The organism is Pseudomaricurvus sp. ABR4_320 (genome assembly GCF_056159445.1).
Genome location: NZ_JBSWVF010000005.1, coordinates 92,273 through 109,965, shown reverse-complemented (window position 1 = coordinate 109,965; position 17,693 = coordinate 92,273). Strand labels below are relative to the sequence as shown.

12 protein-coding genes and 1 riboswitch are annotated in these 17,693 nt (G+C 53.1%); of the genes, 5 read left to right on the top strand and 7 right to left on the bottom strand.

Annotated features, from left to right (window positions below; all coding sequences use genetic code 11):
• Positions 1-10: 10 nt before the first annotated feature.
• Complete coding sequence (locus ACXAFR_RS11965; RefSeq protein ID WP_475177097.1) at positions 11-2,176, top strand: TonB-dependent siderophore receptor; 2,166 nt, start codon at positions 11-13, stop codon at positions 2,174-2,176.
• Between the two features lie 57 nt (positions 2,177-2,233).
• Here the strand turns inward: ACXAFR_RS11965 and ACXAFR_RS11960 are convergent, their stop codons facing one another.
• Complete coding sequence (locus ACXAFR_RS11960) at positions 2,234-2,437, bottom strand: YrhK family protein (protein WP_475177093.1); 204 nt, start codon at positions 2,435-2,437, stop codon at positions 2,234-2,236.
• A 232-nt stretch (positions 2,438-2,669) separates the two neighbouring features.
• A complete protein-coding gene (locus ACXAFR_RS11955) occupies positions 2,670-3,242 on the bottom strand; it encodes a YceI family protein (protein WP_475177092.1) in 573 nt (190 codons plus the stop codon).
• 453 nt (positions 3,243-3,695) lie between these two features.
• Here ACXAFR_RS11955 and ACXAFR_RS11950 point away from each other — a divergent pair, with 453 nt between their 5' ends.
• The 3 genes from ACXAFR_RS11950 to ACXAFR_RS11940 are packed head-to-tail and all read left to right on the top strand — an operon-like array spanning position 3,696 to position 5,993.
• Positions 3,696-3,992, top strand: a complete 297-nt coding sequence (locus tag ACXAFR_RS11950; RefSeq protein WP_475177089.1) for an iron uptake protein — start codon at positions 3,696-3,698, stop codon at positions 3,990-3,992.
• On the top strand, positions 3,992-5,686 hold the full coding sequence (locus ACXAFR_RS11945) for a PepSY-associated TM helix domain-containing protein (RefSeq protein ID WP_475177087.1): 1,695 nt from the start codon (positions 3,992-3,994) through the stop codon (positions 5,684-5,686). The genes ACXAFR_RS11950 and ACXAFR_RS11945 overlap by 1 nt, the downstream gene beginning before the upstream one ends.
• Positions 5,679-5,993, top strand: a complete 315-nt coding sequence (locus ACXAFR_RS11940) for a DUF3325 domain-containing protein (protein ID WP_475177083.1) — start codon at positions 5,679-5,681, stop codon at positions 5,991-5,993. The genes ACXAFR_RS11945 and ACXAFR_RS11940 overlap by 8 nt, the downstream gene beginning before the upstream one ends.
• A 127-nt stretch (positions 5,994-6,120) precedes the next feature.
• Here ACXAFR_RS11940 and ACXAFR_RS11935 read toward each other — a convergent pair whose 3' ends face one another.
• From ACXAFR_RS11935 to ACXAFR_RS11915, 5 genes are all read right to left on the bottom strand, one after another.
• Positions 6,121-8,196, bottom strand: a complete 2,076-nt coding sequence (locus ACXAFR_RS11935) for a TonB-dependent receptor (RefSeq protein WP_475177077.1) — start codon at positions 8,194-8,196, stop codon at positions 6,121-6,123.
• A 77-nt stretch (positions 8,197-8,273) separates the two neighbouring features.
• The gene (locus ACXAFR_RS11930) at positions 8,274-9,833 is read right to left on the bottom strand and encodes a PepSY-associated TM helix domain-containing protein (protein WP_475177075.1); all 1,560 of its coding nucleotides are present in this window, start codon (positions 9,831-9,833) and stop codon (positions 8,274-8,276) included.
• 3 nt (positions 9,834-9,836) lie between these two features.
• Complete coding sequence (locus tag ACXAFR_RS11925) at positions 9,837-10,430, bottom strand: hypothetical protein (RefSeq protein ID WP_475177070.1); 594 nt, start codon at positions 10,428-10,430, stop codon at positions 9,837-9,839.
• 371 nt (positions 10,431-10,801) lie between these two features.
• Positions 10,802-12,184 (bottom strand): class II fumarate hydratase, encoded by a 1,383-nt coding sequence (locus tag ACXAFR_RS11920; protein WP_475177068.1) that lies wholly within the window; start codon positions 12,182-12,184, stop codon positions 10,802-10,804.
• 78 nt (positions 12,185-12,262) lie between these two features.
• Positions 12,263-12,631, bottom strand: a complete 369-nt coding sequence (locus tag ACXAFR_RS11915) for a hypothetical protein (protein ID WP_475177066.1) — start codon at positions 12,629-12,631, stop codon at positions 12,263-12,265.
• A gap of 120 nt (positions 12,632-12,751) precedes the next feature.
• A riboswitch (cobalamin riboswitch) is annotated at positions 12,752-13,037 on the top strand.
• Between the two features lie 73 nt (positions 13,038-13,110).
• Between ACXAFR_RS11915 and ACXAFR_RS11910 the strand changes: the two genes are divergently transcribed.
• Positions 13,111-17,658: a cobaltochelatase subunit CobN gene (locus tag ACXAFR_RS11910; RefSeq protein WP_475177063.1), complete on the top strand. Its 4,548-nt coding sequence runs from the start codon at positions 13,111-13,113 to the stop codon at positions 17,656-17,658.
• Positions 17,659-17,693 lie beyond the last annotated feature (35 nt).

The window sequence follows — 17,693 nt, the reverse complement described above, 5'->3', positions numbered from 1 at the left end:
TTCTCATTCTATGAAAAGTTTTCCTTACAATATTGTTGCGGCAAAGGGTGGTGTCTCATCATTGTCAGTAGGAAAGGCTTCCTTTAAAACGGTTTTGGCCAGTGCAATATGTGCTGCGATCTGGTCGGCAGGGGTGTCCGCCCAGGATACAACTTCGAATACCACCGACGACGCTATCGAAACAGTTACCGTCGTTGGTATGCGCGCCAACCGGGTCTCGTCTGGAGCGACCAAGTTGCCACTGGACATCAAAGAAACGCCTCAGTCTATCACCGTACTCAGCCAAGAAAGTTTGGCCGACTTCAATTTGACTGGCAGTAACGAGGCCTTGAGTCTGGCGACCGGCATCAACGTTGATCAGTACGAAACCAATCGCGCGACTTTTAATTCCCGTGGATTTGAAATTCAGCTGACACAAATCGACGGTCTTGGAATGACCAATGATTATGGCACTGTGGTTGGTGAGCTAGATACCTATTTGTTCGAAAAAATAGAGTTGATCCGTGGCGCTAACGGCCTCCTCACCGGGGTGGGAAATGCTTCTGGAACCATTAATTATGTACGCAAGCGTCCTCTGAACGAAGACAGCGGTGAAGTGGTCTTCGGTTTGGGAACCGACAACTTTTATCGAGCCGCAGTTGACTACAACAAAGTATTTACTGAAGACGGCAGCTGGGCAGGCCGCTTTGTGGCGGCATACAAAGACGAAGAATCCTACTTACGCGATCTGGAAAATCGCGACAGTACCGTTTACGGCGTTATCGATGGTCAAATCGGGGATAACGGAGTGCTTACGATGGGGCTCACCGTCAGAGATGACGCACAGGATTCGCCAATGTGGGGATCATTGACGCTGCTCTACGGGGATGGCCGTTCCGCAGAATTCAACTCGTCATCTTCGACATCCCAGGAGTGGACCTATTGGAACACTCAGTCGCAGTCAGCTTTTATCGAATACGCCCATCAACTTAACGCAGATTGGGAGGCGAAAATCACCTATAACATTCGTCGCTCGGAAGAAGACACGCGATTGTTATACGCCTATTCAAACGTGACGGGTGTGCTCAACGATGACAATACCGGTTTGGTTGGCTGGCCCTATGCCAGTCACTCGAAACAGGATAACGAACTCTTGGATGCGAATCTGAGCGGTTCTTTCGATGCTCTCGGCCAGAACCATGAGCTGATCCTGGGGGTGAGTCGTTCTGAGCAAGAGCTCGATACAGACGTTTACGGGTTTGATGATATTTACTTGCTTCAAGCTTTACCGGCATTCCCCTATGGAAGCGATGTGTATCCTGAGCCAGAGTGGGGTTCTCGGGAGCCAAACAGTGGCGGCGAGCAGACTTTGACTCGCGCCTATGCGGCCGGTCGTTTCAGTGTAACGGACAGTCTGAAGTTTATTGCCGGGGTAAATGCCGTGAAACTGGAGCGTTCGGGCAGTTCTCGTTACGGTGCTACGGTCACTCAAACCGAGTACCCGGATACGGAGGAAACCAGTCCGTACTTTGGCGTAACTTACGACATTAACGACGACCTCACCGGTTATGTTTCTTATTCCGAGATCTTCCAGAATCAGGACCAAACGGACTTTTTTGGCGTTTACCTTGACCCAATGAAAGGCGTTAACCAGGAAGTTGGTGTTAAAGCGGAATTCCTGGATGACCGAGTGCTGGCGACGTTGGCCTGGTTCAGTGCTGAGCAGGAAGGTTTGGCGACCTATGCAGGGCTGAATGCATCGGGTCAGTATTGGTACGCACCACAGGATGTCGAATCTGAAGGTTACGAGTTGGAAGTGGTCGGTGCTGTATCTGATTCAACGAACGTGGCGTTCAGTTACACGGATTTGGAATTGACCGACGAGGCTGACAACGATACGTATATCTGGATTCCTCGCGAGACGGCGAAATTACGACTCGATACCCGCTTGCCAATGTTGCCGCAATTGAAGCTGGGTATGAACACGCGCTGGCAGTCCGATACAGAGGGTAGCTGGGCCGTGCAGGATTCGTATTTCCTGACGGATATCTTCGTGGCCTATGACCTCACCGACGCAGCTAGCGTACGCGTGAACGTCAACAATATTTTTAACGAGAAATACGTTAAGGGGCTCGCTTATGGGGCGATTTATGGTGAGCCATTGAACGGTTCCGTGACCTTCACTTACGACTTTTAGGTTCGCCTACACAGGGATGTGATGACAAGGTGGGTGCTTTAAATCGCGCTGATTACGTCAACGTGACTCTTGGCTTGGTGTTTTTGGGTTCAGAAGATCATGCAGGCAGGTGGTCAACATGAGACCAGAGCCGGCAACAAAACACCAAACGCCCAATACCGCATAGTCTGCAAAGGGGGGCAGCCACAATAGGCTCCCAATTAAAAAGCACAGGCAGGCACAGGTGTTGATCAGCGCGGGCAGATTTACTTGGGTATTCATTGGGTTCTCTCTATACCGATTGCAGATAGGTGGCTCACAAGTTGATCGATCTGCATACAGTATGGGAGAGTCGGTGGCAGGGTTCTTGTAAATTTGCGCCACTTGGCAAAACTATCGTAGTGGATGACAGTGGGGGCTGCGCGGATTAAGGCTGCGAGGGTGTCGACTTATGCTCCCCAAACAAGCGGCAATGGCTGCCTGCTTGGGAAACGCGAGTTAATAAAGCCGAAGATTATTTGGCTTGTGCTTCGACGGTGATCTCCAGGTCCACTTCGTCACTGACATTCGGTACATACATGTCTACACCGAAATCAGAGCGCTTGATTTCCAGGTCGGCATCGAAGCCAATGGCTTCTTTTTGTGTCATTGGGTGTTTACCAATGGCGTTCAGGTCGGCATCGAAGGTCACGGTTTTCGTGACGCCTTTGATGGTCAGGTCACCGGTTACTTCAAATTCATCATCGTCATCCGCAACGATTTTGGTGCTTTTAAAGGTGGCGACGGGAAATTTAGCGGCATTGAAATAATCCGCGCCAACAAATTCTTCAGTCAGTTTTGGAACGAAGGAATCAATGGTATCTATCGCAAAAGAGATCTCGATGCTGCTGTTTTGAGGCGCTGCAGGATCAAACGTGATGGTGCCTTCGGCGCCATTAATGGCTGCTTTGGGGTGGGAGAAGCCAAAGTGGGTCCAGGAGGCAATGACATTGGTGTGAGTCGGGTCGATGGTGTATTCCTGTGGTGCGGCCAATGCGGGAACACTGAACAAACCGGTCAAAATAACTGCACTAATCGTTTTTTTCACTTGGTATTTCCTTTTAAAAGTAAATGTCAAAAAAAGTCCATGAATGCCGCAGGCAAATGACGCATTTGCCTGGCGAAATTTGTTGTAGACAATATACGGGCGAAGTTGGAAGTCGGGAACGTGTTTGGTGCGAAGAATCTATTCAAATTATTTGAAGTGTCTCCAGTGCCCGCCTTTCCAGTAAAAGTGATTGTAATAGAGATACATTCTCATTAGCATTAGTTCCCGTTAACAATATGCTGACAGCCTTTACTGACGCTGAATTCTGTGACTGTTGTGCGCTGTTTTTCAGCCAAGTGTGGTTGATGTGATCGGGGCTCCGGGGGAGGAGCGTCGGTTGATCGGCTGGGTTGAATTGCTGTCATTGCCGACGACTCTGAATGGGTCGCGCCTATTCAGTTGAAGACCGTGGCGATTGCCACCGGTCGCTCTATCTATTTAAATGAGGTACTCATGACCCTAAGTCGACGTCAGGAGGCGCTGGCACGTACAGCCGCCGCGTTGGTGGGCAGTTATATTTTTTGCTGGGGGTTCGTGTCTCTCGGTGTCGTGTTATTGGTTGCTGCCGGTGTTGAATTCGAGGAGGCGCTGATGGCGGTAAAGCTCACGGTGTTCCTGGTGTTTGTCGGCTTATTTTTCTGGTCTTTTCTCGGGCGTAACCTGGTCGCTATCTGGGCAGTTCTGTTATTGGGTGGCGCCGCAGCAATCAGCGTATCTTCTTACCTTCAATCGACAATGGTAGGTGTCTGATGTTTACCAATGTTCGTCAGGCCATGGCCTGGATTCACACGTGGTTTGGTCTGGTGTTGGGGTTTGTCTTGATGGTCGCGTTCTTCTTTGGCGCACTGTCTGTGTTTGATCGTGAAATTGATCGATGGGCGATTCCCGAAACGCGCTTTGAGCCTCAGCCAATGCCATCCTTCGACAAAGTACTGGCGCCGGTATTTGAGCGTCTGCGGCCGCATCCGGATGATATGGTGGCAACGGCGAGGCGTGTTCATGGCGAAATCCCCGACCCGGATACCTTGCCGCTGGTCTCGCTCTACGCCTACACCACACACCGCGACCCAGTATTAGCCATTGGTGGTGAATTCGCGATTCCGAATAAGCCAATTGATGCCTCCGACGACCATATGCATGTCCACGGTTGGGAAACCGTGAACCCGCTGACAGGCGAAGAGCTGCCCCAGGATCGGTTGGGTATAGGAACCGACTTTTTTTATCCCATGCACTTCGGCCTGCATTTGCACTGGAAAAATCTGGGCATCTGGATCGTTGGTCTGTCAGCCCTGGTTATGCTGGTTGCCCTGGTCAGTGGCGTGATCATACACCGCAAAATCTTTAAAGAATTCTTTACTCTACGGCCGCAAAAACGCGGGCAGCGTACCGCTCTGGATCTGCATAATTTGACGGGTGTGGTTGCCTTGCCGTTTCATTTCTTTTTTGCTCTGACGGGGTTGATCATTTTTGCCGGCATTTATTTCCCGGTATCGTCCACTCAATTAAAACCTCTTCACGACCAACATGAAGTGATGGAATCTGAAGCCAAGGGTTTGCCGCACGAAGAGTCTGGCATCCCGGCGGAAATGGCGTCTGTCGACGCGATGGTTGCCGAAGCCAAGCGACGCTGGGCGGCGCGGGATATGCCGGGTGAAGTCGGCTTTCTCACCATCGAACACATTGGTGACCAGAATGCGTACGTCAGTATCTATCGCGCTGGCAACGATCAGGTGGCCCTCGTTGGTCAGGCGGTGCATTTCAGCGGCACAACCGGTGAGGTCATACTTGAGGAGCCTGCTCCGACGGCGGTTTCGAGCATCAACGAGTTTATGACCGGTTTGCATCTACAGCATTTCAAACACTGGTTGTTGCGCTGGTTGTATGTCTTTGGTGGTTTGGCAGGATGTGTCTGTGTGGCGACGGGCTTTATTTTCTTTGTCGAAAAACGCAAACGCCAGCATGCCACACAGGGAAGCCAGGGGGCTCGTATTGTCGACGCGCTGGCGGTCACAACCGTTACCGGCATGCTGCTGGCGAGCGTCGCGATTTTGGTCGCAAATCGACTCCTGCCTATAGATCTACCAGCGCGGGGCCAATGGGAAGAGCGCATCTTCTGGTGGAGTTGGTTGTTGGCGATGGCTCATGCCTTCTGGCGAAGCCGCGCGGTACTCGACGGTAGAATCTCGCCGGCTTGGCGAGAACAGTGCTGGGCATTTGCCACGCTGGCAGTGGCGGCTGTGCTGTTAAATTGGGTGACCACTGGTGACCATTTATTAAAGACGCTGATCGACGGATACTGGCCTGTTGCAGGCTTGGATCTAAGTCTGTTGGTGGCTGCCGCTATCGCCGCGAAATCGGCGCTACTGCTAAAACGGGGAACCTTTGTTGACGCTGTGATCAAGCGGCGCGAAACCGGACCTAAGCTGGAGGGCGCCCGTGGTTGAAAATGTGCAACTCGTTATCGCTTTCGTGAGTGCTATAGTCGGTATGGGCTGGCTTGCTCTGGCTAAGCCAGCACACTGGCGGCAGGTCACAGCACTGCCGTTAGAGCGTCAGGCGTCTGGTAGACTGACTTTGGCGGGGAGTCTCGGTTTGTTGGTCTCGATGATATTTTGTTTTCTCGCCGATAGACCGTCGATGGCCATTTTAGTGTGGGTATTGGCGCTGGCGTTTTCCAGTGTGTTTGTAGCCATTGTTCTTGCCAGTCGTCCGGGACTGTTAACACCTCTGCTGATAAAAGCTAAATCCTAGTACGAACATTACCCCGGTAAAGCACGCGCGCCTGTTACCGGGGTGGTAGCAGGCGCAAGGCGAAGAAAATTCTAAGGGCGTCTCCGGAAAATAAAGGCGTATTTTTAGAAGAGCCCCAAGGTTGTTATCAGAAGTTGTAGGTCGCTGAGATCCCGATGTTACGAGGATCTGTGATGGCGACGTAGCCGCTGGGATAGCGAGCGCTGACCGGCTCATTTGACAAAAGGGCTTCTTCGTCCAGCAGATTGTTGACGAACCCTGAAATCAACACATGACCCACTTCATAATTTGCGGTCAATCTCACCAGCGTGTAGTCGCCTGCTGTACGGGCATCGGTATTCTCAAAGTCACCATAGTAGTCATCGACATAGTTGGCTGACACACCGACATTCAAACCATCGGTAAACCAATATTTCACACCCAGATTGAGAGACAGCTCAGGTGCGGAGTTAAGCTCGTTACCTTCAACTTCCGCGTAGCCTGAGCCGGGATTGGTGATTTCGGTGTGCAGGAGACCCAGGCCGCCGTTAACTTGTAAATCTTCGGTGAGATTTGCCGTGAGTTCCATTTCCAGACCGTAGGTTTCTACCTCGTCCATATTCACAATGGATCGGGAGGAGCTCACGGCCTGGTATCCATCGTACTGGTTGAAGAAGACGTTGGCGGACAAGTACAGCTTGTCACCAAGGAGGTTGCTGCGGCTGCTGAATTCGAAAGTATCTACGGATTCTTCATCGAAATAGTAGTATTCACCGGCTGTTGAGTTCAGAGCGCCCCCAGGCGCGTTATAGCCCTGGCGATAGCTTAGGGCCAGGGTTGTTTCCGGAGACATCTCGTATTGCAAGGCAATTTTGGGTAAGAATTCCGAATGTTCTTCTTCGAGAGTCGAGTCAATCGCGCCGTAGATAAAGTGTCTGTTCTGAGTTTCGCGTTCATAGCGGCCACCGAGAATCAGATTAAATTGTTGGTTCAGACGAAGGGTGGCTTCACCATAAGTCGCGACCGAATCACTGGAGTCATCGCCGCTGTATTCAATGGAGTCGGTGCTGAGCAGATCATGGTCACGCTCAAAGTAGGCGAGGCCGATAAAGCCATAAAAGGTGTCAGAGTCGTCGCCGATCGATAATTTTGAGTCCACGGTGATGTTGGTTTCGTCAAACGCCAGCTTCTGATGCTCTTCAGGTGTGGGGTCGTAGGTGTCAAATCCCCACTGATAGTCCATGTGTGCAACTAAGGTTTCCAGGTTGATTTTATCGCTAAACGCATAATCGACTTTTACGCTGACGGTGTCCGATTCGGTTCGGGTATCTCGGTAGAAGATGCGGTCGTGGTCGTCGAGATTGGTGGCGGCGTAATAAATGCGGCCTGAATCTCCCTGTTCATCGTTAGATGAGTAGGTTAGCAATGCGGTGAGCTTGTCAGTGGGGGTCCACTTTAGTTTACCGCGATATCGCTCTGTATCGAGTTTATTCGGATCATAGTTTGGCGGATTGGTTGCGTAACCATTGTCGTCGGTAATGGTCTGACCATCGATGTTTTCTGCACTCAGTCGAAAAGACAGCAGGTTGTCAATGAGGGGGCCGGAAACCGCAAAAGCCGTATCGATGTATCTTTCTTCGTTGCGATAGCCTATTCGTGCAGCACCTTCCCAGGTATCCGTAGGATCCTTGGTTTTCATATAGATGGCACCACCGATGCTGTTACGACCATTGGTGGTGGATTGAGGACCGCGGTAGACTTCGATTTGTTCGAGGTCCCAGAGTCCGGTATCTCCGCCGAGATCGGCAACAAAGGGTTCTGCGACGCCATCAATTAACATGGATACGCGCGCTTTTGCGCCACCGCTTATGGAGTTAAACCCACCGGCGGAACCATTCCCGGTGACCCCTCGAATATCTGGCACAGCCCCGGAAAGTGAAATGACGTTGGGAATGTCTGAAACGGCATTGGTAAACGAATCGTACTGCATGTTTTCCAAGGCTTCTTCCGGGATGACGGCGATAGACGAGGTGCTGTCTTTGAGTGAGCGGTCCGCCTTTTCACCGACGACAATAATCGTTTCAAGAATATTTTCTTGGCTGCGGTCATTTAGAGCCAGTTCCTGAGCGTTTGCAGCCATCGGTGTGATGGCTGCTGCCAGCAGGCTGATGGCAAAACGTTTCCCGGCGAGGCGTCGCTCGGAAAGTGTACGAACAGATTTCATGCGAAAAACTCCCGTTGCTGAAATCAAAAAATATTGGCTAAAGCGGTTTTAATGGGTGCGACAGAGGCACATTGTTGTTAACTCCAGACGCTGTCTGCAGGTGTTGGGCCGCTGCGGGTCAGTCGTCTCAGGGTGGCGATCAACCCAAACATGGCCAAAATACTGATGAGTGCAAAACTGCCATTGACCAACTCTGGTGTGTAATCGTTTGCCCGCAAAAAGGTCGACAGCACCAAGCTGACCAATCCAATGCAGACCAGGATCAGTTGTTGTTTGGCGGCTTTGAGTGGTGGTTGCAGAAATGCCCAGACGATACAGGCGAGAAACCCGAAATAGTAAGCCCACTGCTGCCATACACTGATATCCAGTTGCGCGTGAGGCAGCCACTTAACCGCAAGCAGGGACAGTACAACGCCTGCCAAGGTTCCGGTCGCGACTCCGGTGGTTAGGCGAGCCATAATTCGGCTGGAACGTTTTTGAGTCACGGGTTCACCGCCAGCCTTTTGCTTTTTGCGGCGTGTTTCGAGCCAGAGTATGTTGCCGGTCAGAAAGAGGAGGGCACCGGTAATGCCCAGGCCAACATAAATCCAGCGTACCGTGTCGCCACCAAAGCCGCCAAAATGCAGGGCGAAAAAACCATTGACGATTTTGCCGAGCACACTGGGCTGGCTTGGTAGCATGGCGGTGTAGCCGGGCTGGCCGGAGTAGGGATCGCCAACCGCGTAGGTGTAGTTGGCGGCACGAGACCATTGGCCGTCCATATTGCCGCCAAAAATGACCATGGCTCGCGGTGTATCGAGATTGCTGTAACGCAGCTGGGCGAGATCGAACGCGGGCTCTCGGTCTCGGATTCCCTGTTCGAGTTGAGCAATGCTGGCGAGGTCGCTCAAGGGGCGGGCTTCCGCCGTCGCAGCCGGGCGATCAAACATCGGCGTGTCTTTATAGACCCAATTGCCGAGCGTGTCATAAAAGATATCATGGTAAGCAAACGCGACGGTGGTAATCGCGATGACGATGTGAAACGGTAGCGCTGAAATGCCGAGAATATTGTGAAAGTCCAGCCAGAATCGTTTGCGATTCTTGCCGCGTCGCAAGGTCAAAAAATCTTTGAACCAAGTGGGTAAAAAGATGATGAGTCCAGACACCATGGCAATAAAATAAAGTGCTGCGACCACGCCCATGACGTAGGTGCCTATCGCGTCGTGACCCGAGCCGCCTGGAATACCTGCAGTTCTGTGAAGGTGGTCAAAAAACTCCCCGATCGCTGACACCGAGGCTGGCTCGGCGATCAAATCACCGCTGGCGTCGAAACTGGCCTGCCACACGGTGGCGGCGTGGGTGTCATGGTCTTCAACGATCCAGGTTACCGGCGCGCTTTGTGGCCAGGAGCCTGGCAGGTTGACGGTTAATTCGTGGTGAGATTCCGGGTAGTTGGTCAATACCTCTTGAATCAAGCGGTCGTAATCTTGCTCGGCGATGGCTGGCAGGCTGGCAGATTCCTGCAGCGCCCATTGATTGAGAGGGACCTTGAGCATGGTCAGTGCGCCCGTCACAAAACAAATGTACAGCAAAAGCCCCGACAGAATGCCCGTCCAGGTATGGATTTGATTGTAGGTTTTGTAGTACTCGATGCGCATGGTTTAGGCTCCGCTGGTGGTCATCCACAGTAGCCCGTAGACCACGCCATTTAGGGCTGCGAGGCTGGTGAGTAAAGAGATCACTCTCGGTGTCAGAAACGCAAGACTGATTGGCAGCAGCCAAAGAGGTGTTATCAACCACATGACAAATTGCGATTTCACATCGTCGGTCATGGGGCCGGGTAGCCACCACCCGAGCAGTCCGCTGAGTCCTACCGCTAGCGGGTAGGTAAGCAGTGCTGCGCCCAGGGTGCGCAACCACCAGCGGGGACGGTAGCGTCCTGCTGACTCCGATTTTACCAGTCCACTTTTTTTGGCGATGTTGTTGGCCGGTTGTGACAGTGGGCTGACGAAGGGGAGCAGGCCAAGTAACAGCATTATCAACGTGATGACGGCGAACACGGAGGAAATTGCCGACAAGTGAAAGGAAAACAGCCAGCCACTAAGTGCGGCTATGATCAGGCTTACTATCGCAGCGGGAGCAAATGGCAGAGGGCGTTTCGGTAGCCACTGCTGATTGGGGCAGCCCAGATAAAAGACAACGCTGCTCACGAGCGCAAGCAATGACGCAATACAATCGATGACGAGTAGAGGCACAACGGATACCACAGTCCATGCGGATAGGTTTCTCTGGCGAAGCTCTAACAGGCGTGTCGTCTTGGCCAGGGTTAAAATGTCAGAAGGTCGTATACGGCATATCGAGTGGCATGCTAACCATTAATAATGATTTTTACGCCAAGCTTCGCCGACCTAAGACGGCTTACTATACCGATAACAAACCGTTATGCGCAAATAAAAATTATTATCATGTGCATTTATTTGCGCCATATCAACGCTACGTCGAATAGGTACGCTAGTTTATCGCTGAAGAGAATATCTGGTGGCCAGTCGGCTAGAGCCGAAAGACAATTGGCCACCAGTAGTGTTGCTTAAAGGGCGTTGTCGGCCCAAATGTTAGCCAATGAGAATTACCCTTGCAGTCCGCCTTCCGTCAGCTTTTTAGGATCCAGCAAGCGTTCGAGTTCTTCGCGGCTGAGGTCGGTTTCTTCCTCTGCGACATCGATAATGGGGCGTCCTTGTTGATAGGCAGACTTGGCAATTGCCGCCGCTTTCAAATAACCAATAATGGGATTGAGCGCCGTCACCAGGATGGGATTGCGAGCCAGTCCTTCCTGGAGTTTTTCTTCTTTCACGGTAAAGCTGGCAATGGCTTTCTCGCCCAGCAGCGGGCAGATATTAGTGAGCAGTTCAATGCTGCTCAGCAGATTTTTGGCAACCAGTGGCAGCATGACATTCAGCTCAAAATTGCCGGATTGGCCCGCAACCGTGATGGCGGTGTCGTTACCAATTACTTGTGCCGCGACCATGGCCGCAGCTTCGGGAATAACAGGATTCACTTTCCCCGGCATGATGGACGAGCCTGGTTGCAGCGCCTGCAATTCGATTTCTCCAAGGCCCGTCAGCGGCCCGGAGTTCATCCAGCGTAAATCGTTGGCGATTTTCATGATGGAAACCGCCGTGGTTTTCAGCTGTCCGGAGACAGAAACTGCGATATCCTGGGAGCCAATATGGGTAAAAAAGTTTGCCGCTGGCACGAACTGAATGTGGGTGGCATCACTGAGTGCGCGACAAAATTCATAGGCAAACTCCGGGTGGGCGTTGATTCCTGTGCCTACTGCCGTGCCACCCTGTGCGAGTGACTGCAGTGCCGGTAGTTGCTGTCGTAGGGTGCGGACGTTTTGCGCGAGTTGATCAGCCCACGCATTCAAGCTCTGACTCATGCGCACGGGCATGGCATCCATGAGATGGGTACGCCCGGTCTTAATATGATCCTGCACGCTGTGTGCCTTGGTGCGAATCGTACTCTCCAGCGTTTCCAGAGCTGGCAGCAATCGTTCGTGAATTTCCAGGGCGGCACTGATGTGAATTGTCGATGGGATAATGTCGTTACTGCTCTGGCCGCAGTTGACATGGTCATTGGCGCCAACAGGGCTGTCGTATTGGCGGCTCGCTAACGTTGCCAGCACTTCGTTGGCGTTCATATTGGTGCTGGTGCCCGAGCCTGTCTGGTACACATCGACGGGAAAATGCTGACGAAAGTCTCCCTCTAAAAGCGTGTCTACGGCGTTGCAGATGGCGCTCGCCATGTCTCCGGGAATCATATCCAGGCGCGCATTCGCGGTAGCGGCGGCACGTTTTGCCAGCAGCAGTGCACGCAGGAAGGCTGCGGGCATCGCCTCACCGCTGATGGGAAAATTGTTGATGGCGCGTTGTGTCTGAGCAGCGTAGAGAGCATCGGCCGGGACTTCGAGTTCGCCCATGCTGTCTTTTTCGATGCGGATGTCACTCATGTTTTACTCCTAGAAGGCGCTTGCGGCCTGAGTCTGTTGGGGGAATAGGTTCGTATCAGTCGCTCACTGTCGATGTTTCTATTGCCTGAGGCTGTGGCCGGTATAGCTACAGGTCACGGCAAGTTCATGCAAAAGCTCTCGTATCAGTGAATCGGCGTCAGCCCCTTCGGTGGCGCGTCGCAGTGCACATAAGGGCCTGTGTATGTTGTCCAGACAAAGGCAGCGCCATTGGGAAGGCAATAATTCGTCGGCAACCACATCCAGCATGAGTTGAAATTGGTGGATGTGGGATTGCCGACGGGTGGTAGGATCAGCTTTACGAACACGCTCGTTTTCCGTTGAGAGCCACTTTCCCAGCAGGTGCGGGTTGTCCGGTTCCTCGGCGTTGCGAACCATGGTTCTTAGTACGTTTAACGACGTAGCCTGGTGCTGATTTGGTATGGTCATCTCTCTGAGCTTGGCTGTCTGTGGGTATGACAATGCTAATGATAAGAATTATCATTAGCATTGTAAATGGGTTGTTTGCGCCAAATAGTGCTGGCGTATTTGACTCAGGCAATCTGGCGGGTATTATCGTGCGCTTCAGGTGTCTGCATGACCTCACGTTTTGCAGATGAAACGGGAAGCAGGTGATTTCGCTTAATGTGATGATTCCTGCGCTGCCCCCGCAACGGTAAATCAGTGTCTCTCACGCGCTATCGCCCTGATGGTCGCAACCACTGTGTCAAAAAATGGCATGGGAAGGTCGAGAGAAAAATGCGGTAACTATCCCCAACGCTTGCTGTTGTCAGCGATTTTGGATTTCTTACAGCTCGCTGTCAGCCCGGAGACCGGCCTGTCATTGATGAAATTACCCGACGGGGTGTCAGGTTTTTTCTAAGGTGCAGTTAACTGCGCACGACCCATAGACTTACAGAGTTTCTCTCATGCTGCCTGATTTGCTCCGGGCCAGTCGCGCTCGGCCTTCGTCTGCCTGCCGCTGGCTAGTCATCGCTTTTATCGTATGTTTTTCTCATTTTGCCGACGCGCGCCAGACGCTGGTTGTGGTGTCTGATCGGTCTTTGGCTCCGATCGTCGCCGGTGCGCATCGCGTCATAGATGGCTCAGCGGATATACAGTTTCAAATTCGCAGTGTGACTCAGTTGCAGCTGATGGCACAGAGTGAATTTCAGCAGTTGCTGGATACCAGTGACACAGTCGCGTTTTTCGGCGTCTTCGGTGAGCCCATCGAGCGTTTGCTGCAGATGCGTTATCCCGAAAAACAGTACCGTGTCGTTTTGCACAGCGATCACCGATTGGATCGGCTCTCGACGGATTCGCAAGGCAAGTCGTATCCGAATGGCTTGCCAGAAGCTCTCATCAGTGAGTCCTCCGATGTCGGGAATCCAGACAGACTCGCTGCGGTGGTAGCTGAATGGCCGGAATACCGCGATTGGCTGCGGTTGCGCGCCTATTGGCTTAACCGCAATGTCGCCAATGTCGAGCGCATGCTGTCTGTATTATCGGGCGTAGAGAATGTCGCACCACCGGAAGACGTGGCGCCATTGCGATTTGCGCTGCATAGCAATGGTCAGGAAACCTGGCTCTCTCAATCGGATTTGCTCAATGAGTTACAGGACGCCGAGTCGATTGTCTGGATTGTCGATCACAACACCGGCGATCTCGGTGGGGAATGGGCGCTGCACCGAGCTTACTGCCAACAGTTAAGCGGTGCCTGTGTCTCCGTCATGGCCGACTGGGGGGCGCCGAGCGTTAAAGCGATTGACAGCATTCTGTCAATTATGAGCGAGCCGACATTGCAGGAGCGACCGACGGCGGTGGTTGCATTGCAGGACTTTGTCATCGGTGGTGGCGACGGCCGCGAAGCGGTGAAAGGGCAATTTGAAGAGTTGGGCGTTCCGATCATCAAGGGCATTCGTTTGGATAAATGGAGTCTGGCAGACTATCAGTTATCGACGGAGGGCATGCCGAAAGACAGTGTGCATTACCGGGTTGCCATGCCCGAATTGCAGGGCGTCAGCCAACCGCAAGTGGTGGCGCTCAGTTCGGAAGATGAGATAGATCGTGAAACTGGAGCCGCATTGCATGTCAGCACGCCGCAAACGGCAGAAGTGCAACGTCAAGTTAAGCGTATCGAGCGCTGGCTAGCGCTGCAGAAGAAAGACAATGCCGACAAGCGGGTCGCCATTGTTTATTACAATCATCCTCCCGGTAGACACAACATCGGTGCCGATAATCTGAATGTTCCCGACAGCCTGCTGGAAATTTTACAGGCGATGCAGAAAGCGGGCTATAAAACAGGAGAGCTGCCGAAAACGTCTGCAGAGTTGCTCGAACTTTTGCAGGCAAAAGGCGTAAATCTCCCGGAAGATTCGACCGCACTGGCAGATATGGCTGAGTCAGGCACCGGTATTGCTGCCGCGGACTATCAAGCTTGGTTTGACGAATTGCCCGCTGCCGTTCAGGCGGAAATGGAAAACGGGCCGCTCGGTGCGCTCGAAGTCAAGCTGGAGGCAGCGGTGGCTTCATTGACGGATGTAACGTCGGTGCAGGATCGCCAAAGCCGCGTCGAACATCTGCAACACTTTTCAGAAAATACCATCGCGGATTTACATCACGCTGTCGATGGCCTGCGCCATGAGGGACGCGAGCGAGCGCTCGATCTTCTCGATCAGTTGGAACACAGTTACACAGAAGAGCTGCACAAGGTTGCATTGGGAGAGACCGCAGATTGGTCTCACGCCCGGGCGTTAAGTGATGCGCTGTTGGCGATGCAGATCGAAGGTATTCGCGGCTGGGGCGCGCCTCCAGGGCGGGTAATGGTCTGGGATAACAAACTGCTGATTCCCGGGCTGACGTTCGGCAACGTGTTTATCGGTCCTCAACCGCCTCGTGGCTGGGAAATTAACGAAGAGCTGTTGCACGCAAACCTGTCATTTCCGCCGCCGCACCAGTATCTGGCCTTCTATCAATATATTCAGTCGATTTTCAAAGCCGATGCGGTGGTTCATCTGGGACGACACTCCACCTACGAATTCCTTCCCAAGCGCAGTGTTGGCCTTTCCGAAGAAGACTATCCGAGCATTGTCGCGGGAGATCTTCCGGGGGTTTATCCCTACATCGTCGACGGTGTGGGTGAGGGGACCGCAGCCAAACGTCGTGGTTTGGCGGTGATGGTTGATCACCTAACGCCGCCGCTTGCCGCCACGGAAATCTACGACAACCTGCTGCAACTGCGGCAGCTGATCGAAAGCGCTGAGGCAGCAACCGATCCATCAACGCGGGAGCGAGCCATCGAATCCCTGCGGCGTGCCATTGACGATCTGGATTTGCGCGATGAGCTGGTGGCCAGTATGGATGAGGAGCTGACCGTACGCGGCGTCGGCTTCGATGCCATTGATGACGAATTTCTTCTCCATGAAACCGGCCACTATCTCACTAAATTGCAAGAGAGCTTTATGCCGTTGGGGCTACACACCTTTGGTCGCGATTGGGATGAGGCCGCGCTGCAGACCATGCTGGCGTCAATGGCCCAGGGCAGTGATCCAGATGCGGATGAATTGGCCCTGTGGCGAACTCATCTGGCACAGTCGCCATCCCAGGAAATGACGGCCTTGCTGGCTGGCCTGGAGGGTCGCTTCGTTGCCCCCGGCAAAGGTAACGATCCGATCCGTACGCCGGAAGCCCTGCCCACCGGGCGCAACTTTCATTCTCTGGATGGCAGCTTGCTGCCTACGCGAGTGGGTTACGACATTGGCAGTCAACTGGCGGAAGCTGTTCTTGAAAAACATATTGAGACAGAAACGGATGGGGGTAAACAGGCGGTGATTTTGTGGGCTTCCGATGCGGTTAGGGACGAAGGCGCGATGATCGCCTTTGGCATGCGGCTGTTGGGGGTGCGTCCGGTCTGGAATAGCCGTGGCATTATCAAGGGTTTAGAGCGCCTGCCCCTGGACGACACGCAACCTCGGCGATTGGACGTGCTCTTTAACACCTCGGGCCTGTTTCGCGATCTCTACGGCTCTCATTTGGTGTTGCTGGATAAGGCCAGCTTACTGGCACTGGACGCCAGTGCGGATGTCATCAAACGCGATTATCCCGCGCTATTTGTTCCACTGGAAGCCGCTCTGCGACCTTTAGACGGTGAGCGTCTCGGAGGCGAGGAATCCTTGGACAGTAACCGGGTCGCTGCCAACTGGGTGGCAGAGGCCAGCCGACGTCTCGCCGAACAGCCAGAAATGAATGCCGAAGAACTGGGGCGTGAGTCCAGTCTGCGGGTATTCGGGATAGCTCCGGGCAGCTACGGCGCGGGTATAAATCGCATGGCAGAACGCTCCAGCAGTTGGGATCAGCGCGACGAACTGTCCGATGTGTTTATTCAACGTATGGGACATGTCTTCGGCAGTGGCCTGTCGGGTGAACCGAGTCAGGCGTTATTTCGCGAACAGCTCGCGGGTGTAACGGATACCTACTTGGGCCGTGCAAGCCACCTCTATGGTCTTATGGATAACAACGACGCCTTTGATTATTTGGGTGGCTTAAATATGGCCGTCGAATCTGTGTCCGGTAAGCAGCCTCAAAGCTCAGTGATTAATCACGCCGATAATGCCAATCTTCGTATCGATCAATTACCGGATGCCTTGTTGCGTGAACTGCGCAGTCGCTACCTCAATCCCCAGTGGATCAAACCGCTGATGGAAGAGGGTTATGCCGGTGCACGAACCATGGGCAGCGAATTTATGGAGTACCTGTGGGGCTGGCAGGTGACCAGTCCGCACATCATCAATGATCGCGTCTGGGAAGAAGTGAAGTCGGTCTACGTTGATGATTCTTTGGATCTTGGACTGGATGAATTCCTGAGCGAGGATTACCAGCAGCAGGTACAAACCAATATGCTGGCGATTATGTTGGTTGCCATTGACAAGGGGTTCTGGGACGCCGACGAGGAAACTGTTCAGCAGTTATCTCAACAGTTTGCGGACAACATACTGACGGCCGGTATCCCGGGCAGTGGCCACACCCACGCGGATCATCCAATGTACGAATTGGTCAAAGCCAATGTGGATGCGGAGACGGCAACAGCACTGGCGGCTGTATTGGCTCAAGCGCGCTTGCCGGAGTCTCCCGTTGACGATGCGCCAAGCCATATTCAGGAGCTCAACGCAGAGGCCGTAAAACCCGAGAGCCAACCGGCAGATTTGACCGCAGAGCCTTCAGCTCAAGGTGTATCTGGTAAAGAGCCATCAGCGGAAGCGGTATCTGGTAAAGAGCCTTCAGCGCAAGGGGCATCCGGAAAAGAGCCTTCAGCCCAAGAGACGTCTGTTGCAGAGCCATCAGAGGAAAAAAACACCCGTTCGGAAGAAAATTCAGACGATAACTCGGCCGCGGATTCCCAGCCGATGCTCTGGTTTTTGGGCTGTGTTTTGGTGGCGTTATTGGCCTTCGGATTTTGGCGTGGGCGCCGAGCCACTTGACGATCTGCCGGGGCGAATGATGGAGAAGCAATGAA